This is a genomic window from Streptomyces sp. NPDC039736, assembly GCF_055596485.1.
In genome coordinates this window covers 85,607-111,046 of the sequence record NZ_JBVIUQ010000012.1, presented here as the reverse complement: position 1 = coordinate 111,046, position 25,440 = coordinate 85,607, and the positions used below count along the sequence as shown (strand labels likewise).

The window sequence follows — 25,440 nt, the reverse complement described above, 5'->3', positions numbered from 1 at the left end:
CGGTGGCAGCGGCGGTACCCGGCCCCGGGCGCGCGGAGAGCCGCACGCCCGGGGCCGCCCTTCAGGCGTACCGCCCCGCCTGACCTGCCGCTCCGCCTGGCCTACCGCTCGCCGCCCGGCACCCACAGCACGTCGCCGACGGACTTGTTGGCGGTGCGGGCCAGGATGAAGAGCAGGTCGGAGAGCCGGTTGAGGTAGGTGGCGGTGAGCGGGTTCATCGTGTCGCCGTGCACCTCGAAGGCCGCCCAGGTCGAGCGCTCCGCGCGCCGGACGACCGTGCAGGCATGGTGGAGCAGGGCGGCCCCCGGCGTTCCGGCCGGGAGGATGAAGGAGCGGAGCTTCTCCAGGTCCGCGAGGTAGGTGTCGCAGTCCGCTTCGAGTTTGTCGATGTAGGACTGCTCCACGCGCAGGGGCGGGTACTCGGGGTCCGCGACCACCGGGGTGGACAGGTCCGCGCCCACGTCGAAGAGGTCGTTCTGGATGCGGGTGAGGACCTTGACCACGTCCTCGTTCAGGTTCCCCAGGGCGATCGCCGTCCCGATCACCGCGTTCGCCTCGTTCGCGTCCGCGTAGGCCGAGATCCGCAGATCCGTCTTCGCGGTGCGGCTCATGTCGCCCAGCGCGGTGGTGCCCTTGTCGCCGGTACGGGTGTAGATGCGCGTCAGATTGACCATGCCCCGAGGGTAGCCATCACGCGCCCGCCCGGCGGAACTCCCGGGTGCCCGCGAACACCGCCAGGCCCGTGAAGGCGACGGCCACCAGGACTCCGTACAGCATCGTGGTGTTCGCGTACTCGCCGACGTACGCCGACCGCACCGCGTCCACCAGGTACCGGAACGGCATGAAGTGGGAGAGGACGTCCAGCCAGGTCGGCGCCAGCGCCATGGGGAGCATCAGGCCGGACAGCAGGATCGCCGGCATCGAGACCGCGTTCACCACCGGCCCGAACCCCTGCGGCGTCGCCACCTTCATCGCCAGCGTGTACGAGAGCGACGCGAGTGCGACGGTGAGCACCGCGACGAACGCGAAGCCGATCAGGATCCCGGCGAGCGGTGCGCGCAGCCCCATCAGCAGGGCCGCCGCCACCAGCAGTACCGCCTGGAAGACGAAGAGGACCGTGTCCCGCAGCACCCGGCCCAGGAGCAGCGCGAGCCGGCTGACCGGGGTGACCCGCATCCGCTCCACCACGCCCGTCCCCTTGTCCAGGATCAGCGCGAATCCTGCGAACGAGGCCCCGAACAGGCCGAGTTGCAGGAGCAGGCCGGGTACCAGGACCTGCCAGGAGTCGCCCTTGGAGGCGAGGGGGAGGTCGGTGAGGAGCGGGCCGAAGAAGAGCAGGTAGAGCAGCGGCATGAGGACGCCGAAGAAGATCTGGAACTTCGAGCGCATCGTCTGCCGCAGATAGCGGCCGAGGACGATCGAGGTGTCGCTGAGTACGGAGGGCATCTCGGTGTTCCCCTTAGACCGCTGCGGGCGTGTTGTCCTTCGGCGCCGGGGCGGCGCGTCCGGTGATGGCCAGGAAGGTGTCCTGGAGGGAGGCGTCGGGCGAGCCCGCGTGGCGGGCCTTGAGCGCGCGGGGGGTGTCGTCGGCGGCGACCCGGCCCTTGTCGATGATCACCAGCCGGTCGGAGAGCGCGTCGGCCTCGTCCAGGTAGTGGGTGGTGAGGACCACCGTCGTGCCGTACGTGTCCCGCAGGCGGCGCACCAGGTCCCACAGGTCGCTGCGGCCCCCCGGGTCGAGACCGGTCGTCGGCTCGTCGAGGAAGAGGACCTCCGGGCGGTGGGTGAGGCCCATCGCGATGTCCAGACGCCGCCGCTGCCCGCCGGAGAGGGCGGAGCAGTCGCGGTCCAGGAAGCCGGTGAGGTCCAGTTCGTGGGCCAGCTCCTCGGCCCGCGCGGTCGCCTGGGCGCGGGTGAGGCGGTAGAGGCGGCCCTGGGTGACCAGCTCCTCGCGGACCGGGACGTGCGGGTCCACGCCGCCGGACTGGGCGATGTAGCCGATCTTCCGCCGCACGCCCGTGGGGTCGGTGAGCAGGTCGCAGCCGGCGACCGTGGCGGTGCCGCCGGTGGGGGCGAGGAGCGTGGTGAGCATCCGCAGGGTGGTGGTCTTGCCCGCGCCGTTGGGGCCCAGGAAGCCGAGGATCTCGCCCCGGCGGACGGTCAGGTCGATGCCGCGGACCGCCTCGACCGGGCCTGCCGCGGTCGTGAAGGTGCGGGCGAGGCCCGTGGTGCTGACGACCGCGGGCGGGACTTCGTTCGCTGTCATGGCTCCAGAAAAACAGAGACGGGCTAAATTTGCAATCACCCCAAAAATTAAGAGGGTGCAAGTTTCCAGTCGGTTCAAGGACGCTGCGTACGATGGCCGCATGGCTGAGGGACTGAGAGAGCGCAAGAAGCGGCAGACCAGGCAGTACATCTCCGACGTGGCCACCGGGCTGTTCCTGGACAAGGGCTTCGACGCGGTGACGATCGCCGAGATCGCCGCCGCCTGCGACGTCTCCGTCAACACCGTCTACAACTACTTCCCGGCCAAGGAGGACCTGTTCTTCGACCGCAGCGCGGGCGTCGTCGACCTCCTCGCCCGGTACGTCAGGGGGCGGGACCGGGGCGAGTCCGCGGCCGCCGCCGTCCTGCGCGAACTGCGCTCCGAGGTGGAGGCCGTCTCGCCGCGGGTCGGCCTCATGGCGGGCTACGACCGCTTCCTGAAGGTCGTGCACGGCGCCCACACCCTGCGCTCCCGGCTCTGGTACATCCAGCAGGAGTCGCTGGAGAACCTCCAGCGGGCGCTGGGCGAGGAGACCGGGGCCGAGGACGACATGCCGGAGCTGGTCGCCGGACAGATCTGCTGGGTGCACTCGACGCTGATGGCGTGGATCGGCCGCGAGATGGTCAAGGGGCGCGCGCCCGCCGAGGTGTCGCGGGAGGCGCTGGGCCTCCTGGACGACATGGAGGGGCTGTTGAGCGCACCGGTGCTCAACTACGCCGTGCGGGACGCGGCCTGACGCCCCGGGCCCCGCGCGCCGGCGCGTACCAGTGTGATGTCCGTCATCTGAGACGTGACGCGCATCTCTTCGCCGCCCCAGCGGCCCGATCCGGCGATAGCCTCCGCCACAGGACAACGAATACGCGCGTGCTCGCGGCAGTCGGCGCGGCAGTCAGAGGGAGTGTGCAGTGGCCAGGAAGCTCGCCGTCATCGGTGCCGGTCTCATGGGATCGGGCATCGCCCAGGTCTCGGCCCAGGCGGGCTGGGAGGTGGTCCTGCGCGATGTGACGGACGCGGCCCTGACCCGCGGCACGGACGGCATCAAGGCGTCGTACGACAAGTTCGTGAGCAAGGGCAGGCTGTCCGCCGAGGACGCCGGGGCCGCCCTCGGCCGGATCACCACGACCACCGACCTGGACGCCGTGGCGGACGTGGACATCGTCGTGGAGGCCGTGTTCGAGAAGCTGGAGATCAAGCACGAGATCTTCCGCACCCTCGACAAGCTGGTCCGCGAGGACACCGTGCTCGCCTCCAACACCTCCGCCATCCCGATCACCAAGATCGCGGCCGTGACGGAGCGCCCGGAGCGGGTCGTCGGCGCGCACTTCTTCTCGCCGGTGCCGATGATGCAGCTCTGCGAGCTGGTGCGCGGCTACAAGACGAGCGACGAGACCCTCGCGAAGACCCGCGAGTTCGCCGAGTCGGTCGGCAAGACCTGCATCGTCGTCAACCGCGACGTGGCCGGCTTCGTGACGACCCGTCTGATCTCCGCGCTCGTCGTCGAGGCCGCCAAGCTGTACGAGTCGGGCGTGGCCAGCGCCGAGGACATCGACCTCGCCTGCAAGCTGGGCTTCGGCCACGCGATGGGCCCGCTCGCCACCGCGGACCTCACCGGCGTCGACATCCTGCTGCACGCCACCGGCAACATCTACACCGAGTCGCAGGACGAGAAGTTCGCGCCGCCGGAGCTGATGCGGCGCATGGTCGACGCGGGCGACATCGGGCGCAAGAGCGGCCAGGGCTTCTACAAGCACTGAGCCGGTACGGGAGCGGAACCGTGTCATAACGGGCACGGTCTTCACCCCTGCGGGTGAATTCGGTATCGATTCGCTTACAGACGGCAACTTATCTGCCCGTACAGCAGTCAGTTGATGGAAAGAAAAAAGATGACGTAGACGTCACGGCGTCACGGACACGCACTCTCGGGGAGCGCACATGCACATCAGGGGCGATCACGTCGAGCTGGTCGTCGGGGGCCGCCTCGACGTCCGCAGCGCGGCGGACGCCCGTACGGTCCTGCACTCGGCCGTCGACGACGGCGCCGGCGACCTCGTGCTCGACCTGACCGAGCTGGACTCCTGGGACGCCGCCGGGCTCGGCGTCATCATGGGCGCCCACCGCAGAGCCGGCCGGTGCGGCCGGCGGCTGGTGCTGCGCGGAGTGCCCCCGCAGATGCAGCGGCTGCTCGTGGCGACCCGGCTGCACCGGATCCTGGCGATCGAGGGCGGACTCGCGGCGGACTCGCTGCCGCGGGTCTGAGACCCCTCCGGGCGGGGCCCGTCCCGTGCGCCCCGGCGAGGGCCGCCCGGCGGCGCAATCCTCACAGGACTGTGACGTGCCCGGCCCCCCGGGGCCCCGGACGTTCGTAGATAATGTGCGAAGGTCTAGGGTTCGGTCGCCTGCCGCTTGACGAGCCCATGCAATGGATGCACCCACGTCGGCGGGCACCGGACCAGAAGCGACAGCGAGCGTGCGAAAGGCCGGGAGGGGCAGTCAGCACGCAACGCATCTGGGGGGCTTTGACCATGTCTGAAGAGCGCGGTCAGGACAACATCCGCAACCACGACGAACGGGGCATACCGGACGGCGCGCGGGAGCGCGAACGCGCCCCGGTGCACCGCGACCCCGTCACCCGCGATCTCGCGCAGGGCGGGCCGCACTCGCTCGCCCGCACCGTCCAGTTCACGTCCGGGGACTTCCTGCTGACCGTCAACCCGGTCGACGGGAGCGAGATAGAGCCGTGCCCGCCGGGCGAGCGGCCCGCCGTGCCCGTGCGCCGTCCGGCCGTCGACCGCGCCGAACTCGCGCGCGCGGCCAAGCCGCCGGTGCCGCCGGGCGCCGCCGGGCCCGAACTGCCGCTCCTGGAGCGGCAGGAGGAGCGCGAGCGGCTGGTGGGGCTGCTGTCGCGCGGGCGTTCCGTGCGGCTGGTCGGCTCGCCGGGCTCCGGCCGCACCGCACTGCTCGACGCGGTCGCCGAGGAGTGCGCGGAACTCGCACCGGACGGCGTCGTACGGCTGTCCGGGCACCGGCGCACCGCGGCGGAACTGCTGCACGACCTGTTCGCCGCCGTCTTCCGGGCCCCGCTGCACCGCCCCGACCGCGACGAACTGCTCGGCCGCGTCCACGAGATCGGCGCGGTCGTCGTCGTGGACGACCTGGAGATCGGCGCGGAAGGGCTGGAGGAACTGCTCCGGGCCACGCCCGAGTGCGCGTTCCTGTTCGCCGTCACGCCCGAGACCGCCGCAGGCCTCCCGGCCGGCCGCCTCGAAGAGGTGCTGCTCGGCGGGCTCGGCCGGGGCTCCTCGCTGGAACTCCTGGAACTGGCCGTCGGCCGGCCGCTCACCGACGAGGAGGCCAACTGGGCGGGCGACCTCTGGTTCGAGTCGGAGGGGCTGCCGCTGCGCTTCGTGCAGGCCGGGGCACTGCTGCGGCAGCGCGACGCGCTGCGCGCCGGCCCCAGCGCCTTCGACGCGCACGAAGACGCCACCGGGACGCCGCAGGACGCGCCCCTCGACGCCGAGGACGGGCACGACGTACCGCTGCCCACCCTCGCCGAGGGCATCGCCCCCGTCGCCCCGCTGGCCGCCCGGCTCAGCGAGTCCGCCCGGGCCACGCTGCGCATCGCGCTGGCGCTCGGCGGCGAGGTCCCGCACCGGGCGCACCTGCCCGCACTGGTCGGCGACACCCACGCGGACGCCGCGCTGGGCGAGCTCGTCGCGTGCGGGCTGCTGTCCGCCTCCGGGGCGAACCACCGGCTGGCCGCCGGGGCCGCCGTGCAGTTGGAGAACGCCGGGTACGGCGAGGACGCCGTCGAGCACGCGCTGACCGCCGCCCAGCACTACGCCTGGTGGGCCGGACACCCCTCGGTGACCGCGGAGCGCGTCAGCGCCGAGGCGGACGCCGTGCTGGCCGCGCTCTCCGCCCTCGTGCCGGGCACGGAGTCGGGGCACCCGAGCGCCGCCGTGCTGCTGGCCCGCACGGCCGCGCCCGCGTTCGCGGCGGGCATGCAGTGGGGGGCTTGGGAGCGTTCCCTGCGCACGGGCGCGGAGGCGTCCCGGATCGCCGGCGAGGTCGCCGAGGAGGCGTACTTCCACCACGAGCTGGGCATCCTCGCCCTCTGCACCGGTCAACTCGACCGTGCTCGGGCCGAGTTGGAGACCTCGGTCGGGCTGCGCGGCGCCCTCGCCGACCGCCGGGGCACGGTCGCCGCCCGGCGCGCCCTGGCGCTGGTCACCGACCGCAGCGGGGGAGCGGGACTGCCGCCGCTGGTGCTGTCCGCACCGGGCCCGGTGTCGGGGTCGGTGTCGGGCACGGCGTCGCGCTCACCCTTCGACAGCCCGTTCAACCCCTTCGAGTCCGACTACGACGGGTACGGCTCGCCCTCGGCCGGCGAGGAGATGCCCGCCGCCCGGTACGAGGAGTCCGCGTCGCCGCCCGCCGGGGTCACCGCTCCGCCGGCCGGGGCCGAACTCCCCGACACGCACGCGGCCGTGGTCATCCGCCGCAGCCCCTCCGCGGCGGGCTCCGGTGCGCCGAGCAGGCAGTCGATGCTCAGCGGCGCCCGGCGCAACCTGGTCGCGGCCGGGGCGGGCGCGCTGCTGGTCGCGGTGCTCGGCACCGTGGTCACCCTGGGCGCCACCGGCAACAAGGACGGCATCGGCGAGCGGGTGTCCCCGCAGCAGTCCGCCAACGAGGACTCCGGCCGGGGCGGCCTCGACGCCGACCGGGCCGACGGGACCTCGGGCAACGGCGCCACCGGTGGCGGCGGCGCGGGCGGTGGCGGCGTCAAGGGCCCCGCCGAGCCCGGCGTCCCCGCCGCCGACTCCACCAGCCGGGGCCGGGTCACCCCCGGCGCGACCAGCGACCCGGGACCGACCGGCAAGCCCGGCGGGAAGCCGGGCACCACCGCACCGCCGACCAGCGACAAGCCCACGGACCCGCCCACCAAGCCGACGGACCCGCCGACCAGGCCGACCGATCCGCCGACGAAACCGACGGACCCGCCGACCAAGCCGACCGATCCGCCCACCAAGCCGACGGACCCGCCCACCAAGCCGACCGATCCGCCGACGACCACGGACCCGGAACCGACGGACCCCAAGACGGACCCGCCGTCCTCGCCGGTGGAGCCCCCGCCCACGGACGACAAGCCCCCGGCCTCGTCGTCCGGCGGGAACTCGCCCTCGGGCACGATCGCCTAGCGGCCCGTACGCGCGCGAAGAGGAGAACGGTGGCGGCCCGCCTGGAGTCAGGCGGGCCGCCACCGTTTCGTGCGTCGTGTCCGATCGAGGGGGTGCGGGCGGGGCGGCCCGGGGGTCAGAACAGCCGCAGCTTGTCGTCCTCGATGCCGCGCATCGCGTTGTAGTCCAGGACCAGGCAGCGGATGCCGCGGTCGGTGGCCAGCACACGGGCCTGCGGCTTGATCTCCTGGGCGGCGAAGACGCCCGTCACCGGGGCCAAGTGCGGGTCGCGGTTGAGGAGTTCGAGGTAGCGGGTGAGCTGCTCGACGCCGTCGATGTCGCCGCGCCGCTTCAGCTCGACGGCCACCGTGGCGCCGTCGGCGTCCCGGCAGAGGATGTCGACCGGGCCGATCGCCGTCATGTACTCGCGGCGGATCAGCGTGTAGCCCTCGCCCAGGGTCTCGATGCGGTCCGCGAGGAGCTCCTGGAGGTGCGCTTCCACGCCGTCCTTGATGAGCCCCGGGTCGGTGCCCAGGACGTACGACGAATCGTGGAGGACTTCCTCCATCGTGATGATCAGTTTCTCGCCCGCTTTGTTGATCACCGTCCAGACACCGGCTTCGTCACCGGTGCCCTCCTTGAGGGTGCACGGCGGCGACATCCAGTTGAGCGGCTTGTACGCCCTGTCGTCCGCGTGAATGGAGACGCTGCCGTCCGCCTTCACCAGGATCAGACGGGGGGCGGAGGGCAGATGGGCGGTGAGCCTGCCCGCGTAGTCCACGGAGCAACGGGCGATGACGAGACGCATGGGGAGCAACGCTACTTCACGACACGGGGTGGGCGCGATTCGCCCTGTAAGGCACGCTTCGCAGAGCGCGGACGTGCTTCCCCCGGTGGCCGGTTGTGTGCGCAATCCCCTGTCGCGGCAAGGGTGCCGCGCTTACGGTGGAAGCAGGAGGTCGCCGTGCGTGCACGCTGCGTGGCCGCCTCCTGCCCTGCCCGGAAGACCCCGTCTCGGTGCGGGGTCGCGAGAGGAGAACCCATGTCGCTCGACGTCTCACCGGCACTGTTGGAACAGGCCGAGCGAGGCGAGGTCGACGAAGCCGACTTCGTCGACTGCGTCCGGACCTCCCTGCCTTTCGCGTGGGAGATGATCAGCTCGCTGGTGGCCCAGTTGAAGGTCGACGGCGGCCAGTTCGCCGACAACCAGACGCCGCCCCCCGACGAGCAGGCCCGCGGCCAGTTGCTGCGCGCCCTGGCGAGCGACGCGATCCGCGGATCGCTCGAACGCCACTTCGGAGTACGTCTCGCGTTCCAGAACTGTCACCGTGTCGCGGTGTTCCCGCTGGACTCCTCGGTCGACGAGCGGCTCGCCCGCTTCACCTCGATCCGCGGCCAGTTGCTCAACCAGTCGCCGGAACTGCGGGACTGCTGACGTGTGAGGCTGCCGCTCCCGTGTCGCGGGAGGTGTACTGACCCAGGGGCGGCAGCCCCCGGCCTTCGGTGCGAGGAGGACGAGGCGCAGAGGACGTACGAGGCGTACGACGAAAGATGAGCCACGAGGAGACGAGGGGGACGGGGACACGAGCCCGGTCTCGCGCGTCCGGCAGCCGGCGCGCCGCCGCCCCGCGCGAGCAGGTGCCGCACCCGTGTCTCACGCGAGCAGGTCCCGGACCTCGCCGCCCAGCCGCCTGACGTTCTGCTCCGTGCAGGCCAGGTCGCCCGACCCCTCGGTGAGCAGGGCGAAGCGGGTGATGCCGGTCCGCTCGGCGGTCGCCGCCAGCCGGTCCGCCGCCAACTGCGGCGTCCCCACCGGGTGCAGCTCGCACAGCTTCTCCGTGTACTCCACCGGATCGCGCATCGCGCGGTGCCGGCCGTCGACCGTGACATGGGCGTCGAGGCCCTGCTTCAGCCAGCCGGGCATCGACTTGGCGAGGATCTCGCGCGCGTCCGCCGTGCTGTCGGCGATCTGCGCGACGCCCGCCGAGACATGGCCCACGAGGGCGATCTCCTCGGCGCTGCGGCCCGCCTCGCGTGCGCACCGCCGCCACAGGGCGGTCATCTCCGCCTTGTCCTCGTCGCCGCAGTGCATGCCCAGCAGCATCGGCAGCCCGCGCTCGGCGGCCAGCCGCACGCTCCTGGGCGAGGTGCACGCGACGACGACCTCGGGTCCGGGCGCGCCCTCCAACTGCTCGTCCGGGCGCGGTACGACCGCCACTTCCCGGAACTTGTAACGCTCCCCGTCCGCCCCGACCCGCGGCTCGCGCAGCCAGCGCAGCACCAGGTCCAGCGCCTCCGGGAAGCCCTCCTCGTACGCCTTCAGCCCGCTGCCGAAGACCTCCAGGTCGACCCAGGGCCCGCCGCGCCCCACCCCGAGCGAGAACCGTCCGCCCGATGTCAGGTGCAGCAGGGCCGCCTGCTCCGCCACGTTGACCGGGTGCGCGGTCGGCAGCACGGTCACCGCCGTGCCGACCCGCAGCCGGCGGGTGCGGCCGAGCATGAGCGCGGCCAGCGTCACCGCGGACGGGCACACCCCGTACGGAACGAAGTGGTGCTCGGCCAGCCAGACCGAGTCCAGCCCGGCCTCCTCCGCGACCTCGGCCGTCCGCACGGCCCGGTGCAGCGTCTCCCCCTGCCCCTGACCAGGGAACTGGGCCGCCAGTACAAAAGCTCCAATGTGCATCGCCCTCTGCCTCCTTCAGGCTCCGAAATCGGCGATCCCCCATTGGCATTAACGTCTGACAAGTGCCAAAGGCACGGGCCCGCGCAAAGTTCTTGTGATTTTCCGGTCGGTCGCGCGCCGGGAGTTCCGCGGTACCCACTTCAGTGGTACGCCTACCCCCGCCGGTTGGGCCTAGGCTGGAGGAAACCTGCCCGTACGGCCCCATGAGGTGCTACGTGTCCCCGCGCCGCAACCGCCCCCGAGGCGGCGAGTATCCGACCGCGAACAGCGGAGGCGCCGGTGGCTCACCGGACCGTTACGGACTCCAGCGCACGGAGACCTGGCAGGGCGAGGAGTGGCTGGTGCGCCAGGTGGCCGGGGCCAGTGCGCGGGGCAAGAGCTACCGCTGCCCCGGCTGCGACCAGGAGATCCCCTCCGGCGTTCCGCACGTGGTGGCCTGGCCCGACTACGGCGGCGTCGACGACCGCCGGCACTGGCACAAGGCCTGCTGGAACGCGAAGGACCGCCGCACCACGAAGGTGCAGCGGTCCCGGAACGCGCCCCGGCACTGAGCCGGCGCCACCCCGTCACGGCGTCGGCACGCCGGCGTGTCAGCGCATCAGTGTTTCGCCCGTCAGACGTCCCGGCGGTCCTGCAGGAAGAACGCGAGCCCCAGGAAGAGCGCCGTCAGGCCGCCCATGATGCCCAGCGCCTCCCAGCCGCCCGGCGCGTCCTGGGCCATCGCCGTGCCGTAGAAGACGCCGAGCTGGCTGGGGATGGAGTACTCCAGCAGGAAGGTCTGGAGGCCGCCCAGCGGCGTCGCGGCCAGGAACAGGGCCAGCACCAGCGGCAGCAGCACGAAGCCGATCATCAGGGTGATCGAGCCCGCCGAGTGCCGCAGCAGCGCGCCGATCGCGAGCGCGAAGAGGCCGATCAGGGCGACGTACACGCTGACGCCCACCGTCGCCCACCCCCACATCGGGGCGGTGGTGCGGCCGCCGAGGGTACCGACCAGGATCGCCGAGACGAGCGCGGTGGCGACCAGCGAGACGACGAAGGTCAGCGCCGCGAAGACGATCGCCTTCGCCGCCAGCACGCGCGCCCGGCTGGGGCAGGCGGTCAGGGTCGTACGGATCATGCCCGTGCCGTACTCGGAGGAGATCGTCATCACGCCGAGCGTCATCACCGGCATGATGCCGAGCAGCACCCCGACGAAGCCGAGGGCGATCGCCGATCCGCCCTCCGGCAGGTCGGACCGGGAGAGCGCGACGCCGATCAGCGTGCCGATGCCGAGGACCAGCGCGAGCATGACGCCGAAGCTCCACAGGGTGGAGCGCACGGAACGGATCTTCGTCCACTCCGAGGCGAGCGCGTCCGTCAGGGTGGCCCGGCGCAGCGGCACGGGGGAGACGTAACCGGTCCGCTGCCCCTGCCCGTGCGGCTCGGGGGCGGCGACGCTTCCGTACTGCTGCGGGTGCGGGGTCGAGGGAGTCGTCATCGGGCGTCCTCGGGGGTGGTGTCGTCGCTCTTGCTGAGGCTCGGGGGCGTCGTCGGCGCGGCGGCCGGGGGAGTGGGCGCGGGCGCCTGGGCGGGCGGCACGGGCCGCGCGTACGGGTTCTGGTCCGGCGGTACGGGACCGGGCGCGCCCGGCGCCGGGCCCGGCACTCCCGGGTGCGGCACGCCCGGCTGCGGGGGCGGGGGCGCGTACCAGCCCTGCTGCGGAGCCTCCTGCGGCACGGCGGCCTGCGCGCCCGGGAGCACGCCCGGCAGCACGCCGTCCGCGCCCTGCTGCGCAGCGAAGCCCGCGAGCTGGTCGTCGGTGGACCGGTAGTCGACCGCCCCCTGCGTCATCCGCATGTACGCCTCCTCCAGCGAGGCCTGGTGCGGGGCGAGTTCCCACAGCCGTACGTCCGCCTCGTGCGCGAGATCGGCGATGCGCGGCAGCGCGAGACCCGTGACGCGCAGCGCCCCGTCCTGTTCCGGCAGGACGTGGCCGCCCGCCTCGGTGAGCACGCCGGTCAGCTTCTCCCGCTGGGCCGGATCGGTGTGCGGGGTGCGCACCCGGGCGAAACCGGCGGAGTTGGCGGCGATGAACTCCCTGACGCTCATGTCGGCGAGGAGCTGCCCGCGGCCGATCACGATGAGGTGCTCGGCGGTCAGCGCCATCTCGCTCATCAGGTGCGAGGAGACGAAGACGGTGCGGCCCTCGGAGGCCAGCATCTTCATCAGGTTGCGCACCCACAGGATGCCCTCCGGGTCGAGGCCGTTGACCGGCTCGTCGAAGAGCAGCACCTGCGGGTCGCCGAGCAGGGCGGCGGCGATGCCCAGACGCTGGCCCATGCCGAGCGAGAACCCCTTGGAGCGCTTCTTGGCGACCTCCTGGAGGCCCACGACGCCCAGCACCTCGTCGACCCGGCTCGCCGGGATGCCGGAGAGCTGGGCCAGCGAGAGCAGGTGGTTGCGGGCGCTGCGGCCGCCGTGCACGGCCTTGGCGTCCAGCAGCGCGCCGACCTGGCGGGGCGCGTTGGGCAGGTCGCGGAAGGCGTGGCCGCCGATGGTGACACGGCCCGCGGTGGGACGGTCGAGGCCGAGGATCATGCGCATGGTGGTGGACTTGCCGGAGCCGTTGGGCCCCAGGAAGCCGGTGACGGTTCCCGGCCGCACCTGGAAGGAAAGGTTGTACACGGCTGTCTTCGCGCCGTAGCGCTTGGTCAGGCCGACTGCCTCGATCATTCTCCAGCCCCATCGACAGGTTGTCGGGGCCACGATCACGCGCCTGGTCGTGTGCGGTGATCCGTCTTGCCCCCGTAAGCAGTAGGAGCTTAACCAGGGGTGGCCCGTTCCGGCCAAGAACGGGTGTTCGGAGGGGGAGGGCCGGATGCGGGAGAGCGGTGTTCACGCCGACGGGCAGCGGGCCCGCGGCGCGGCGGCCCCGCTCACGCGTCCCGGTTCCGCAGCACCAGCCAGCCGCACAGCACCGCAAGCGCCGCCCAGGCCGCCATGATCGCGAAGCCGCCCCACGGTCCGTACGGTGCGACGTCGTTCTCCGGCGCCACCACCTGCATGATCTTGATGCCCGCCTGGTCGGGAAGGTACTGGGCGATCTTCCGGGTGGCCTCCACGCTGCCCAGGATCGGCGCGATCAGGAAGAAGACCGGCATCAGGATGCCCAGCGACAGCATCGGCGAGCGCAGGACCGTCGCCACGCCCATCGCGAAGACCGCGATCAGCGTCATGTAGAGCGCCGCGCCGATCACCGCCCGCAGCACTCCCGGATCGCCGAGCGACGCCTTGAACTCCCCGAGCGCCGCCTGCCCGACGAAAAACGTCACGAAGCTCGTCGCCAGCGCCACCACGAACGCCAGCAGCGTGGCAATTCCGATCTTGCTGAACAGGAAAGCGCCGCGCCGGGGCACCGCGGCCAGGGAGGTGCGGATCATTCCGGTGCTGTATTCGTTACCGACGACCAGCACCCCGAAAACGATCATTGCGAGCTGGCCGAGACTCGTCCCCGCGAAACTCGTCAGCGTCGGATCGATGAACTGCCGCTCCTGCGCATTCATCTTCGAGAACTGGTCCTTGGACAACAGGCTGATCAGAAAGCCGAGTCCGACCGTGAACACGAAGGCCGTCGTGAGTGTCCACACCGTGGAACGCACCGATTTGATCTTGGTCCATTCCGACGTCAATACCTGGGCGACCGCCATGTCAGTTCCCGCCTCCGGTCGATCCCCGGTCCTCGGAGGCCCCGGAGTCCGTCCGGGGCGCTCCCCAGCCCGGCCCGGACGCGGGCGAAGCCGGTTCCGTGTGCGCGTGGTACTCGACCGAACCGGCCGTGAGCTGCATGAACGCCTCTTCCAGCGAAGCCTGTTGCGGACTGAGCTCGTGGAGTACGAGCTGATGCCGGGCGGCGAGCTCACCGAGCTGCTCCGACCCCGCCCCGTCGACCTCCAGCGTGCCGTTCCCGGCCGTCACCGCGGTGATCCCGGCCTGGTGCAGCACGTCCCGCAACCGCTCCTGCTGGGGGCTGCGCAGCCGTACGTACGACCGGGAATTGGTACGGATGAAGTCGGCCATCGAGGTGTCCGCGAGCAGCCGGCCCTGCCCGATGACGACCAGGTGGTCGGCGGTCAGCGCCATCTCGCTCATCAGGTGCGAGGAGACGAAGACGGTGCGGCCCTGCGAGGCGAGGGACTTCATCAGGTTGCGGATCCAGTGGATGCCCTCGGGGTCGAGGCCGTTCACCGGCTCGTCGAACATCAGGATCTGCGGGTCCCCGAGCAGCGCGCCCGCGATGCCCAGACGCTGCCCCATGCCCAGCGAGAAGCCCTTCGAGCGCTTCTTCGCGACGGCCGTCAGCCCGACCGTGTCCAGCACCTCGCCGACCCGGGAGGACGGGATGCCGTTGCTCTGCGCCAGGCACAGCAGGTGGTGGTACGCGCTCCTGCCGCCGTGCAGCGCCTTGGCGTCCAGCAGGGCCCCCACGTGCGTCAGCGGGTCCTTGAGGTCCGTGTAGCGCCTGCCGTCGATGCGGACGGCCCCGGCGGTGGGCCGGTCCAGGTCCAGCATCATGCGCATCGTGGTCGACTTGCCCGCCCCGTTGGGACCCAGGAACCCGGTGACGATGCCCGGGCGCACCTGGAAGGTGAGGTCGTCGACGGCCAGCTTCGGTCCGTACCGCTTCGACAGTCCCGTTACCTCAATCATGCGGACACGCTAAGGGCGTACGAAACCCCCCGCCACCGGAATGGTGACGGAGGGCACGGGGCGTACGAGAGTGACTAGCGGGACTGCTGGGCCGGGACGCCGCGGGAGATCGGCTCGTCGTCCACCGGGGCGCCGGCGGCGGCCACGGCCGCACCGGTCAGCGTCGCCAGCATCTCGCGGACGTTGGTGAGCTGGGCGTTGATCGAGTCGCGGCGGTTGGTGAGCGCCGCGAGCTCGCGCTCGGACTCGCTGCGGATCCGGTCGGCCTTGGCGTTGGCGTCGGCCACGATGTCCTCGGCCTGGCGCTGCGCCGTCTCCACCGTCTGACGGGCCCGGCGCTCGGCGTCCGTGCGCAGCTTCTCGGCCTCCAGACGGAGCTGCTCCGCCCGGTGCTCGATCTCCGCGAGACGCTTCTCCGCCTTCGCCTGACGCGAGGCCAGGTCGCGCTCGGACTGCTCGCGGCGCTTGGCCAGGTTGGTCTCGAAGTCGGCGGCGGCCTGGGCGGCCTTGGCGCGGGTCTCCTCGAAGAGGGCGTCGGCCTCCTCGCGCTTGGACTGCGCGTCCTTCTGCGCCTCGGTGCGCAGCTGGGTGGCGTCGCCCTTCGCCTTCTCGACGATGCGGACGCCCTCGTCCTCGGCCTTCGCCTTGCGCTCGGCCGCGAACGACTCGGCGTCGTTGCGCACCTGCTGGGCGGCCGACTCGGCCAGCTCGCGGTGCTGCTCGGCGGCGCGGCGGGCCTCCTCACGCAGGTCCTTCGCCTCCTCCTCGGCAAGACGGAGGATCTTCTCGACACGGGCGCCGAGGCCCGCGTACGACGGCTCGGCATCGTTGACCTGGGCCTGCGCGTTCTGCGTTTCGAGGTGGAGCTCCTCGATGCGCTTCTCCAACGAGGTGATCCGGGCGAGCGCGCTGTCGCGGTCGGCGAGCAGTTTGGCGATGCGGTCGTCCACCTGACCGCGGTCGTAACCTCGCCGCACCTGCTCGAAGCCGTAGGGGGAGGCGGATGTGTCGCTCATGAGGTTCCTGTCGAATGAGACCGGTGAGGTGATAGGGGAATCCTAGGGGCCATAGCGGCGTGTCATCGAGCCATTGCCGGTTTGATCTGGAGAATGACCCTCCTTTTGAGTGGCAACCCGTCCAGTCGCTTGCCACTCGCACGGATGAACACACCGTCAAACCTGCCCGGAATCACGGCTCCCTCACAAGTGGCCCGTCGGTCACGGATGAGATTTCTCGAAACATCCGTGACTGCCGCACCTCGACCGCCGCCCGATTCCGCTAGCCGTTCGAGGACTTGCCACCCGATCGAGTCCCGCCCGCCGCCGCACCGGCCTTGACACCGCCCGGACCCGGACCGCCGGCCGACTTGCCGCCCTGGGACGGGGCCTCGAATGATTCCAACGCCTCAAGCACGTCCTGGACACGGGAGATCTCGGCCTGGATGTCCTCGCGTCTGCGCACCAGGACGTCCAGTTCGCGCTTGCCGTCGGCGACCATGCGGTCCGCCTCGGCCTTCGCGTCGTCCCGCAGCTTCGTGGCCTCGCGAACCAGTTCGGCCTTCTTCTGCTCGGCCTCCTTGAGCAGTTGCTCGGCCTTCTTGACCGCTGCGATGCGGACCTTGCCGGCCTCCGAACTCGCCTCGGAGACCATGGACTTGGCCTTCGCCTCGGCCTCGGCCTGCTGCTCGGTCGCCGCCTTCATCAGCTTGTCGACGCGCTCCCCGGCGGTCTTCATCTGCTCGGCGGTCTCGCGGCGGGCCCGCTCGTGCAGCTCCTCGATCTCGCCCTCCAGGCGGGCCCGCAGCTCCTCCGCCCGCTCCCTTATGGCCGTCGCGTCCCGGCGGGCCCCGACCAGCAGCTCGTCGGCGTCCGTACGGGCCCGCTCCACCAGGGAGTTGCCCTCGACCTTGGACTCCGAGACGATCCGCTCGGCCTCCTTGCGGGCCGCGCCGACCATCGTGTCGGCCTGCTCCTCGGCCCGGGTGGCCGCGCGCAGCGCCTCCTCCTGGGCCTTCGCGACGAGGGTGTCCGCCTGCTCGGCCGCGTCCGCGCGCCGCTTGGACGCCGCCTCGCGGGCCTCGTCGAGCAGCCGGTCGGCCTCGCTCCGCGCCTCCGTGCGCAGCCGCTCGGCGGCCGCCTCGGTCTCCTCGCGGTGCTGGGCGGCCTCGCTGCGGATGCGCTCGGCGGCCTGCTGGGCGGAGCCGACCGTCTCGGCGGCCTCCGCGCGCAGCCGCTCGGCCTCGCCGGTGGCGTCCGCCACCAGCCGCTCCGACTGCTGCGTGGCGTCGGTGACGAGCTGCTCCGCCTGCTGGAGCGCCTCGGTGGTCAGCTTGTCGGCCTCGGCCGCCGCCTCCGTGATGAGCGTGTCGACCTGCTCGGCGGCGTCCGTGCGCCGCTTGTCGGCGGCCTTGCGGGCCTCGTCGAGCACCTGCTCGCCGTCCGCGCGGGCGGCCGCCCGCAGCTCCTCCGCCTGCGCCTCGCCGTCCGCCTTGACCTGCTCGGCCTCGGCGCGCAGCCGCGCCGCGTCCTGCTCGGCGGTGGTCAGGGCGGCCGCCGCGTGCGCGGTGATCCGCTCGGCCTCCGCGGTCGCCTCGGCGACGGCGCGGGCGGCCTCCTCGTCGGCCCTGGTGCGTACCTCCGCGGCCTCCCGCTCGATCCGCTCGGCCTCGCCGCGGGCCTCCCCGATCAGCAGGTCGGCCTGGGCGGCGGCCTCGTTGCGGATGCGGTTGGCGTCGTCGCGGGCCTCGGCACGGGACTTCGCCGCCGCCTCCTCGGCCGCCGCGAGGGCATCGGACGCCTCGGTGCGGAGCTGCTGGGCGCGCTCCTGGGAGTCCGTGCGCACCCGCTCGGCCTCGGCGATGGCGTCGCCCACGGTGCGCTCGGCGAGCGCCTTCGCCGCGTCCGACTCCTCCTGGGAACGGCTGCGGATGCGGGCGGCGTCCTCGGCGGCCCGCTCCCGCTCGGCGTGCGCGTCGGCACGGACCCGGTCCGCCTCCTGCTGCGCCTCGGTCGTGGTGCGCTCCGCCGCGTGCTCGGCGGCGCTGCGCAGCCCGGCGATCTCCTCCTCGGCCTGCTCCTGGAGCCCGGCCACCGCGTCCCGCACCTGCTGCGCGGTCTGCTCGGCGGCCGACACCAGCTCCGCGGCCCGCCGCTCGGCGTCCTCGACCAGGCGCTGGGCCTCGGCCTGCGCCTCCTCGACGCGCTTGCGTGCGGAGGCGAGGAGCTCCTCGCTCTGCTCGCGGGCCTGGGCACGCTCCCGCTCGGCCTCTTCGCGGGCGCCGGTCAGCGTCTCCTCGGCCTCCCGACGGCGTCGTACGGCCTCCTCCTGCGCGGCGGCCAGCGCCTCCGCGGCCTCCCCGGACACCCGCTCGGCGGCCGCGGACGCCTCCGCGCGCACCCGGTCGGCGCTCTCCAGCGCCTCCGCCTTCAGCCGCTCGGCCTCCGACGCCGCCTCGCCCCGCAGGCGCACGGCGACGGACTCGCCCTCCGCGCGGGCCTGCGCGGCGTCCGACGCGGCCTCGGTCCGCAGCCGCTCGGCCTCCTCCTCGGCCTGCGCCTGCACGGTCCTGGCCCGCTCGGCGGCCTCGGCGCGCAGCCGGTCGCTCTCCTCGCCGGTCTCCCGGCGGATCCGCTCGGCCTCGGCGCGGGCCCCGATGAGGGTCTCCTCCGACGAGGTGAGCCGCTGCTCGGCCTCGCCGCGCAGCCGCTCGATCTCCGCGTCGGCCTCCGCCTGCCGGGCCGCCACCGCGCGCTCCGCCTCCACGCGCAGCGCCCGGGCGGACTCCTCGGCCTCGGCGCGGGTCCGCTCGGCCTGCTCGTCGGACTCCGCGCGCAGCCGCTCCACCTCGGCGCGGGCCGCCTCCAGGGCGTCCTCGGCCTGCTTGCGCAGCGCGGCCGCCCGCTCGGCGGCCTCGGAGCGGACCTGCTCGCTGTCGGCGCCCGCGGCGGCCCGCAGCTCCTCCGCGTCGGTGCGCGCCTTGGTCAGCAGCTCCTCGGCGGTGCGGGCCGCCTCCTCGATCTGCTGGACGGCCTCCCGGCGGGCCTCGCCGCGGATCCGCTCGCCCTCGGCGACGGCCTCCGCGCGCAACTGCTCGGCCTCGCCGCGCAGCCGGCGGGCCTCCTCCTGGAGCTCGACCGTTCTGGCCCGGTACTCCTTGGTGTCGTCCTTGGCCGCGCCCTTGAGCTCGTCGGCCTGCTCGGCGGCGTCGCCGCGCAGCCGCTCCGCCTCGGCCTCGGCCTCGCGGCGGATGCGCTCGGCCTCCTCGGCGGCCTTGCGGGTGGTCTCCTGGGCGTTCTCGGAAGCCTTGGTGAGGATCTCCTCGGCGGTCCGCGCCGCCTTCGCGAGCTGGGCGGCGGAGTCCTCGGACGCGGCGGTGCGGGCCTTGTCGGCGGCCTCCTTCACCACCCGTTCGGCCTCGGCGCGGGCGTCGGCGAGCGCCTGCTCGGCCTCCGCCTTCAGCGCCTCGGACTCCTTGGTCGCCTCGCCGACCAGGCGGGCGATCTCCGTCCTGGCCGTACGAGTGCGCTGCTCGTTGACGGACTCCGCGCCGGAGAGCTGCTTGGCGGCGGCCTCCTTCGCCTCGCTGAGCACCCGCTCGGCTTCGAGGCGGGCCTCGCGCAGCGCCGTCTCGGCCTCCTGCATCCGCGTCTCGGCGGTGCGGGACAGCTCGGCGGCCTGCTTGCGGGCGGCCTCCGACTCGGTCGTCGTGGAGGTGCGCAGCTCCTCGGCGTGGGCGGTGGCCTCCTGCGCCTGGGTGGAGGCGGCGTTCAGCAGGCGCTCGGCGTCCTTGCGGGCGCGCAGCAGGATCGCCTCGGCCTCGGCGCGGGCGGCCTCGGAGTCGGCGGTGAGCCGCTGGCGGGCCTCCTCGGTGACCCGGGCGGCCTCGGCGCGGGCGGCGGACAGCGCCTGCTCGGCCTCGGCGCGGGACTCCTCCATGAGACGGCGGGCCTGCGCCTCGGTACGGGCGCGAAGCTGCTCGGCCCACGCCACGTTCTCGTTGACGTGCGACTCGACGGTCTGGCGGCGCTCCGCCAGCTCCTGGTCCAGGCGCTGGCGGCGCGTGACGGCTTCCTGGTGCAACTCGGCCTGGAGCCTGGCCTGGTGCTCGGCGTGCTCCTGGAGGATGCGCTGGGTCTGCGCGCGGGCGTCCCGCAGCTCGCGCTCGGCGTCGGTGCGGAGCTGGTCCGCCTGCACCTGCGCGTTGCGCAGCAACTGCTCGGCCTGGTAGCCGATGTCCGCCGCGTCGTAGGCAGGCCGGGACGCGAGGTTGCGGCGCGCCTCGTGCAGCTTGGCGCGCAGCACCTCGACCTGGTAGCCGAGGTCCTCGGCGTGCTGGACCGCCTTCTCCCGCTCGGTCTTCAGCCGGTCCATCTCGGCCTCGAACCGCGAGAGATGGTCGGACTCAGCCCGTAGAGGGCCCTCCTGGCGTTCGTAGCCCCGCACTGCGCGGTCCCATCCGTCCCCTGGTCGCAACTGACTGTCGTGACTCTGTTGTCGTACGTTCGTGGTCGTATCGGCCCGTCCGGGCGCGGCGAGCGCGCACGGGCGATCCGTACGGCCCCACCCTGACAGCGGGCGGGCCCCCGGGGGAATGGTGTCAGATCAACAGCGGGCCACAACTCGCAGGCCCGATTCCCGGCCCCGGCCCGGAACGGCCCACTGTACCGGCCGGGTCGGGCGGGAGTCAGTGGTCCTCCGGACTGCCCCCCTCGGCGGGCGGGGCGGCCGTGACCAGTTCGGTCAGCACGCCGTGGCAGTCCTTGGGGTGCAGGAAGGTGATCCGGGACCCCATGGAGCCGGTGCGCGGCTCGTCGTACAGCACCCGCACGCCCTTCTCCCGGATGTCCGCGGCGTCCGCGTCCACGTCGGCGGTGCCGAAGGCGATGTGGTGGACGCCCTCCCCGTTCTTCGCCAGCCACTTGCCGACCGCGCTGTCCTCGCGGGTCGGTTCGAGGAGCTGGAGGTAGGTGGCGCCGCCGTCGGAGGCGTCGTTGACCTTGATCATGGCCTCGCGGACGCCCTGCTCCTCGTTGATCTCGGAGTGGTGCACCTCGAAGCCGTACGTGGCCCGGTAGAACTCGACTGTCCTGTCGAGGTCGTGGCAGGCAATCCCGATGTGGTCGATTCGCGTCAGCATGCTTGTAGTGCAGCGTGGTTGGGGCCGGTTACGCAACGTGCGCGCCGTCACACCGGCTGCCCGGTGACGTGCGAGGACGGCGTCAGTATCGTCGGGTGAACCCTCGTTCACTTCCAACCTCCCAAGGGGCCGTGCCTCATGTCTGGAACGACCGGTACCACTTCTGTCATCGTCGCGGGCGCGCGCACGCCCATGGGCCGCCTCCTCGGCTCCCTGAAGTCCTTCTCCGGAGCCGACCTCGGCGGCTTCGCGATCAAAGCGGCCGTCGAGCGTGCGGGCATCGGCGGCGACCAGGTGCAGTACGTGATCATGGGCCAGGTGCTCCAGGCCGGCGCGGGCCAGATCCCGGCCCGCCAGGCGGCCGTCAAGGCGGGCATCCCGATGCACGTCCCGGCGCTCACCGTCAACAAGGTGTGCCTGTCGGGCCTGGACGCGATCGCGCTCGCCGACCAGCTCATCCGCGCCGGAGAGTTCGACATCGTGGTCGCGGGCGGCCAGGAGTCCATGACCAACGCCCCCCACCTGCTGCCGAAGTCCCGCGAGGGCTACAAGTACGGCGCCGTCGAGATGCTCGACGCGATGGCGTACGACGGCCTGACCGACTCCTTCGAGAACATCCCCATGGGGGAGTCGACGGAGAAGCACAACACCCGGCTCGGCATCGAGCGCGGCCCGCAGGACGAGTTCGCCGCCCGGTCCCACCAGCGCGCCGCCGCCGCCCAGAAGAACGGCGTCTTCGAGGCCGAGATCACCCCGGTCGAGGTGCCGCAGCGCAAGGGCGACCCGGTGCTGGTCTCCACCGACGAGGGCATCCGCGCCGAGACGACCGTCGAGGGCCTCGCCAAGCTGCGCCCCGCCTTCGCGAAGGACGGCACGATCACCGCGGGCACCTCCTCGCAGATCTCCGACGGCGCGGCCGCCGTGGTCGTCATGAGCCGGGCCAAGGCCGAGGAGCTCGGCCTGGAGTGGATCGCCGAGATCGGCGCGCACGGCAACGTGGCGGGCCCGGACAACTCGCTCCAGTCGCAGCCGTCGAACGCGATCGCGCACGCGCTGAAGAAGGAGGGGCTGGGGGTCGACGACCTGGACCTGATCGAGATCAACGAGGCCTTCGCCGCGGTCGCCGTCCAGTCAATGAAGGACCTGGGCGTGTCCCCGGAAAAGGTGAATGTCAACGGTGGCGCGATCGCCCTGGGCCACCCCATCGGCATGTCCGGCGCGCGGGTGGTCCTGCACCTGGCGCTGGAGCTGAAGCGGCGCGGCGGCGGGGTCGGCGCGGCCGCCCTGTGCGGGGGCGGCGGCCAGGGCGACGCGCTGATCGTGCGCGTGCCGGGCAAGTAGTTCTCGCAGGTACGGAGCGGATGAGCGGAGCGCTGAGATGCAGGACGTCCCCACGCTGGTGGAGCAGGCCCGGGCAGGGCGGCCGAGGGCCGTGGCCCGGCTGATCTCGCTGGTCGAGGGGGCGTCCCCGCAACTGCGCGAGGTGATGGCGGCCCTGGCGCCGCTGGCGGGCAACGCGTACGTGGTGGGGCTGACCGGGTCGCCGGGGGTCGGCAAGTCGACCTCCACGTCGGCGCTGGTGGCCTCGTACCGGCGGGCCGGGAAGCGGGTCGCGGTGCTGGCCGTCGACCCGTCCTCCCCGTTCAGCGGGGGAGCGCTGCTCGGGGACCGGATCCGGATGGCCGACCACGCCTCGGACCCGGGCGTCTACATCCGGTCGATGGCGACCCGGGGGCACCTGGGCGGGCTGGCCTGGGCCGCCCCGCAGGCGATCCGGGTGCTGGACGCGGCCGGTTTCGACGTGGTGCTGGTCGAGACGGTGGGGGTCGGGCAGTCCGAGGTGGAGATCGCCTCGCAGGCCGACACCTCGATGGTGCTGCTCGCGCCCGGGATGGGCGACGGGATCCAGGCCGCCAAGGCGGGCATCCTGGAGATCGGCGACGTGTACGTGGTGAACAAGGCGGACCGCGACGGGGCGGACGCGACCGTGCGCGAGCTCAACCACATGCTCGGGCTCGGGGAGTCCCGGGGGCCCGGCGACTGGCGGCCGCCGATCGTCAAGACGGTCGCCGCGCGCGGTGAGGGCGTCGACGAGGTCGTGCAGGCGCTGGAGAAGCACCGGGCGTGGATGGAGGAGCGGGGGGTGCTGGCCGAGCGCCGGGCCGCCCGCGCGGCGCACGAGGTCGAGACGATCGCGGTGACCGCGCTGCGGGAGCGGATCGGGGACCTGCGGGGCGACCGGCGGCTGGGCGCGCTGGCGGCGCGGATCGTGGCGGGGGAGCTGGACCCGTATGCGGCGGCGGACGTGCTGGTGGAGGGAGTGCGGGAGGGGGACTGAGGGCTTCCGTGCGGGGCGGGCGGCCGCTGTTCCTGCCGTGGATTCCGCCCCCGGACCCCCGTCGCGCGGTTCCCCGCGCCCCTGACGGGGCCCGGGAAACCTGTCGCGGCCCGGAAAACCCCTTGTGCGGGGTGCGCGGGCCCTGTTGGCTCGGCCGCATGATCTTCCCCCGTGTGTAGGCGGCACCCCCTCCACGACCCCCCTCCGGCAGGAGCGCGCGCGGTCGTGGTCCGGCGTGTCCTCATTCCCGCACACCTTCCGAGGAAGACCCATGTCCGCCAAGCCTTCGTACGGCGCTGTCCTGCGCACCCCCCGAGCCGCCCGCACCTTCGGCTCCGCCCTGCTCGGGCGTCTCGCCTACGGCGTCCTTCCGCTGCCCCTCGTCCTCACCGTCAAGAACGCCACCGGGTCGTACGCCGCCGCCGGCACCCTGGTGGCCGTCGAGGCGGCCTGCGCCGTCCTGCTCGGGCCCTGGCGGGCCGGGCTCGTCGACCGGTTCGGGCCCCGGCGGGCCCTGCTGCCGCTGGCCACGGTCTTCGCCGCGTTCCTGGTGGCCTTCGCCCTCGTCTGCTGGACGCCTGGCGCTCCCCTCCCGCTGATCGGCGTCCTCATCGCCCTCGTCGGCGCGAGCTGCCCGCCGCTCGGGCCCACCATGCGGGTCCTGTGGGGGCGGCTCGTGCCCGACCGGGCCCTGCTCCAGCGGGCGTACAGCCTGGACGGGGTCGCGGAGGAGCTGCTGTTCGTGACCGGCCCGCTGATCGTCGCGATCCCGGTCGTGTACGCGTACCCCGCCAGCGGCCTCCTCGCCGCCGCCGCCCTGGTGCTCGTCGGCACGGCCGCCATGGTCACCTCACCGGTCGCCGCCCAGGTCGGGGCGGAGGGGCCGGACGCGAAGGCGACGGAGGGCCGGAAGAAGGCGCGTCTGCCCGGCGTCGTCCTGCCCGCGGCCGTCGCCGCCGCCACCGGGCTCTCCCTCGGCGGCGTCGGGCTCCTCGGCATCGCCTTCACCGAGAGCCACGGCCACCCCACGGCCGTCAGCTGGGTCGAGGCCGCGCTCACGTTCGGCAGCGCCGTCGGCGGGCTGGCGTACGGCGCGGTCACCTGGCGTTCCGGGGGCCGTACCCGGCTGCTGGTCCTCGCGAGCCTGCTCGGGTGCGCCCTGGCGGCCGCCGGGTCCGCATCCGGGGTGGCCGTCCTGGTGCCCGCCGTGGCGGTCGTCGGGCTCTTCATCGCCCCGGCCGTCACCACCGCCTACCTCATCGCCGACGAGGCGGCCGGCCCTGGCTCCCGCGCCCGGGCCGGGGCCTGGGTCAACACCGCCCTCAACGCCGGCTCCTCGCTCGGCGCCGCCGGCGTCGGACTGCTGGTGGGGCGGGTCCCGCTGCCCCTGTGCTACGTGCTGGTCGCCGCGCCGGTGCTGTGCGTCGCGGCGACGGGGCTCGTGCTGCGAGCGGGCCGGCGGGGCGGGCGTCCGGCTCAGTCGTCGGAGCCGGCGTCCGCCGTGCCGTCGTCCGCAGCGGCGTCGTCGTCCTGATCCTGCGGGACCACGGCCGCCCTGCCGGTCTTCGCGTCCACGGCCACGTCCGTGTGCCGGCCGTCCTCGCCGCGCACCTCCACCGACCAGTGGCCGCCTTCGAGGTCGGCCTCGGTGACCTGGCCGGGGGCGGCCTTCAGCGCCGCCGCTACGGCCTTGTCGACGGTGACGTCCGCGCCCTTCGGGGCGTGGTCGTCGCGGTCGTCGTCGCCGGTGCCGACGCGGTCGTTCCGTACCTTCGCACCCGTCGGATCCAGCGTCACGTCGTGCCACTTGCCGTCCTTGCCGAAGACGTCGACGTCCCACTGCCGGCCGTCGTCCTCCAGGTCCACACCGGTCACGGTGCCGGGCACGGCGGACGCGGCCGTGGCGACCGCCCGGTCCAGGTCGGCGGGGGCCGCCTGGGCGGACGTGCCGGCGGAGGCGGGGCCGTCGTCCGACGGCAGGCTCAGCGCCGTCGCCGTACCCCCTCCGACCAGTACGACTGCCACGGCCGCTGCGACGACGGACTTGCGCTTCATGGGTTCCTCCCGGGTTCGGTGCGAACGAGCGGTTACGTCCACCAATCTGCGCCCGGCATCCTTAACCCCGCCTGAAGGCGCCTGAAGCCCGGTTCAGCT

22 protein-coding genes are annotated in these 25,440 nt (G+C 73.0%); 9 read left to right on the top strand and 13 right to left on the bottom strand.

Going from position 1 to position 25,440, the window contains the following annotated elements; translation table 11 throughout:
* Positions 1-101: 101 nt before the first annotated feature.
* From ACZ56L_RS30660 to ACZ56L_RS30650, 3 genes are read right to left on the bottom strand one after another with little or no spacing between them, the layout of a single operon-like run.
* Positions 102-674, bottom strand: coding sequence for a cob(I)yrinic acid a,c-diamide adenosyltransferase (locus tag ACZ56L_RS30660; RefSeq protein WP_471067709.1), 573 nt, complete (start codon positions 672-674; stop codon positions 102-104).
* Positions 675-690: 16 nt separating this feature from the next.
* The gene (locus tag ACZ56L_RS30655; protein ID WP_345228390.1) at positions 691-1,446 is read right to left on the bottom strand and encodes an ABC transporter permease; all 756 of its coding nucleotides are present in this window, start codon (positions 1,444-1,446) and stop codon (positions 691-693) included.
* Between the two features lie 13 nt (positions 1,447-1,459).
* Positions 1,460-2,266, bottom strand: coding sequence for an ABC transporter ATP-binding protein (locus tag ACZ56L_RS30650; protein ID WP_471067706.1), 807 nt, complete (start codon positions 2,264-2,266; stop codon positions 1,460-1,462).
* A gap of 100 nt (positions 2,267-2,366) precedes the next feature.
* On the opposite strand from ACZ56L_RS30650, the gene ACZ56L_RS30645 reads away from it, so the two are divergent.
* From ACZ56L_RS30645 to ACZ56L_RS30630, 4 genes are all read left to right on the top strand, one after another.
* On the top strand, positions 2,367-3,002 hold the full coding sequence (locus ACZ56L_RS30645) for a TetR/AcrR family transcriptional regulator (protein ID WP_468690271.1): 636 nt from the start codon (positions 2,367-2,369) through the stop codon (positions 3,000-3,002).
* A 169-nt stretch (positions 3,003-3,171) separates the two neighbouring features.
* Positions 3,172-4,020: a 3-hydroxyacyl-CoA dehydrogenase family protein gene (locus ACZ56L_RS30640; RefSeq protein WP_345228387.1), complete on the top strand. Its 849-nt coding sequence runs from the start codon at positions 3,172-3,174 to the stop codon at positions 4,018-4,020.
* Between the two features lie 178 nt (positions 4,021-4,198).
* Positions 4,199-4,522, top strand: a complete 324-nt coding sequence (locus ACZ56L_RS30635) for an STAS domain-containing protein (RefSeq protein WP_345228386.1) — start codon at positions 4,199-4,201, stop codon at positions 4,520-4,522.
* A gap of 266 nt (positions 4,523-4,788) precedes the next feature.
* Complete coding sequence (locus ACZ56L_RS30630; protein WP_471067702.1) at positions 4,789-7,464, top strand: ATP-binding protein; 2,676 nt, start codon at positions 4,789-4,791, stop codon at positions 7,462-7,464.
* Between the two features lie 115 nt (positions 7,465-7,579).
* On the opposite strand, the gene nucS is transcribed toward ACZ56L_RS30630, so the two are convergent.
* Positions 7,580-8,251, bottom strand: coding sequence for an endonuclease NucS (nucS, locus tag ACZ56L_RS30625; RefSeq protein ID WP_345228384.1), 672 nt, complete (start codon positions 8,249-8,251; stop codon positions 7,580-7,582).
* Between the two features lie 234 nt (positions 8,252-8,485).
* Between nucS and ACZ56L_RS30620 the strand changes: the two genes are divergently transcribed.
* Positions 8,486-8,878, top strand: coding sequence for an SCO5389 family protein (locus tag ACZ56L_RS30620; RefSeq protein WP_345228383.1), 393 nt, complete (start codon positions 8,486-8,488; stop codon positions 8,876-8,878).
* A gap of 219 nt (positions 8,879-9,097) precedes the next feature.
* Here ACZ56L_RS30620 and ACZ56L_RS30615 read toward each other — a convergent pair whose 3' ends face one another.
* The gene (locus tag ACZ56L_RS30615; RefSeq protein ID WP_345228382.1) at positions 9,098-10,126 is read right to left on the bottom strand and encodes an LLM class flavin-dependent oxidoreductase; all 1,029 of its coding nucleotides are present in this window, start codon (positions 10,124-10,126) and stop codon (positions 9,098-9,100) included.
* Positions 10,127-10,341: 215 nt separating this feature from the next.
* Between ACZ56L_RS30615 and ACZ56L_RS30610 the strand changes: the two genes are divergently transcribed.
* A complete protein-coding gene (locus ACZ56L_RS30610) occupies positions 10,342-10,677 on the top strand; it encodes an ATP/GTP-binding protein (RefSeq protein WP_345228381.1) in 336 nt (111 codons plus the stop codon).
* Between the two features lie 62 nt (positions 10,678-10,739).
* Here ACZ56L_RS30610 and ACZ56L_RS30605 read toward each other — a convergent pair whose 3' ends face one another.
* The 7 genes from ACZ56L_RS30605 to mce form a co-directional block, all read right to left on the bottom strand.
* On the bottom strand, positions 10,740-11,603 hold the full coding sequence (locus tag ACZ56L_RS30605; protein ID WP_468690282.1) for an ABC transporter permease: 864 nt from the start codon (positions 11,601-11,603) through the stop codon (positions 10,740-10,742).
* A complete protein-coding gene (locus ACZ56L_RS30600; protein WP_468690289.1) occupies positions 11,600-12,838 on the bottom strand; it encodes an ABC transporter ATP-binding protein in 1,239 nt (412 codons plus the stop codon). The genes ACZ56L_RS30605 and ACZ56L_RS30600 overlap by 4 nt, the downstream gene beginning before the upstream one ends.
* Positions 12,839-13,041: 203 nt before the next feature.
* Complete coding sequence (locus ACZ56L_RS30595) at positions 13,042-13,812, bottom strand: ABC transporter permease (protein WP_345228378.1); 771 nt, start codon at positions 13,810-13,812, stop codon at positions 13,042-13,044.
* Between the two features lies 1 nt (position 13,813).
* A complete protein-coding gene (locus tag ACZ56L_RS30590; RefSeq protein WP_401755838.1) occupies positions 13,814-14,812 on the bottom strand; it encodes an ABC transporter ATP-binding protein in 999 nt (332 codons plus the stop codon).
* Positions 14,813-14,886: 74 nt separating this feature from the next.
* Positions 14,887-15,828 carry a coiled-coil domain-containing protein gene (locus ACZ56L_RS30585; protein ID WP_345228376.1) on the bottom strand — a complete coding sequence of 314 codons (942 nt, stop codon included), beginning with the start codon at positions 15,826-15,828 and terminating at the stop codon, positions 14,887-14,889.
* A gap of 262 nt (positions 15,829-16,090) precedes the next feature.
* Positions 16,091-20,254, bottom strand: a complete 4,164-nt coding sequence (scy, locus tag ACZ56L_RS30580; RefSeq protein WP_471067692.1) for a polarized growth protein Scy — start codon at positions 20,252-20,254, stop codon at positions 16,091-16,093.
* A gap of 241 nt (positions 20,255-20,495) precedes the next feature.
* A complete protein-coding gene (gene mce / locus ACZ56L_RS30575; protein WP_345228374.1) occupies positions 20,496-20,948 on the bottom strand; it encodes a methylmalonyl-CoA epimerase in 453 nt (150 codons plus the stop codon).
* A gap of 138 nt (positions 20,949-21,086) precedes the next feature.
* Here mce and ACZ56L_RS30570 point away from each other — a divergent pair, with 138 nt between their 5' ends.
* The 3 genes from ACZ56L_RS30570 (at position 21,087) to ACZ56L_RS30560 (ending at position 24,820) form a co-directional block, all read left to right on the top strand.
* Positions 21,087-22,289 carry an acetyl-CoA C-acetyltransferase gene (locus ACZ56L_RS30570; protein ID WP_401755831.1) on the top strand — a complete coding sequence of 401 codons (1,203 nt, stop codon included), beginning with the start codon at positions 21,087-21,089 and terminating at the stop codon, positions 22,287-22,289.
* A 37-nt stretch (positions 22,290-22,326) separates the two neighbouring features.
* The gene (gene meaB, locus ACZ56L_RS30565; RefSeq protein WP_345228372.1) at positions 22,327-23,286 is read left to right on the top strand and encodes a methylmalonyl Co-A mutase-associated GTPase MeaB; all 960 of its coding nucleotides are present in this window, start codon (positions 22,327-22,329) and stop codon (positions 23,284-23,286) included.
* A 271-nt stretch (positions 23,287-23,557) separates the two neighbouring features.
* Positions 23,558-24,820, top strand: a complete 1,263-nt coding sequence (locus tag ACZ56L_RS30560) for an MFS transporter (protein WP_471067687.1) — start codon at positions 23,558-23,560, stop codon at positions 24,818-24,820.
* On the opposite strand, the gene ACZ56L_RS30555 is transcribed toward ACZ56L_RS30560, so the two are convergent.
* Positions 24,763-25,341, bottom strand: a complete 579-nt coding sequence (locus ACZ56L_RS30555; RefSeq protein WP_345228370.1) for a PepSY domain-containing protein — start codon at positions 25,339-25,341, stop codon at positions 24,763-24,765. The genes ACZ56L_RS30560 and ACZ56L_RS30555 overlap by 58 nt on opposite strands.
* Positions 25,342-25,440: the final 99 nt, after the last annotated feature.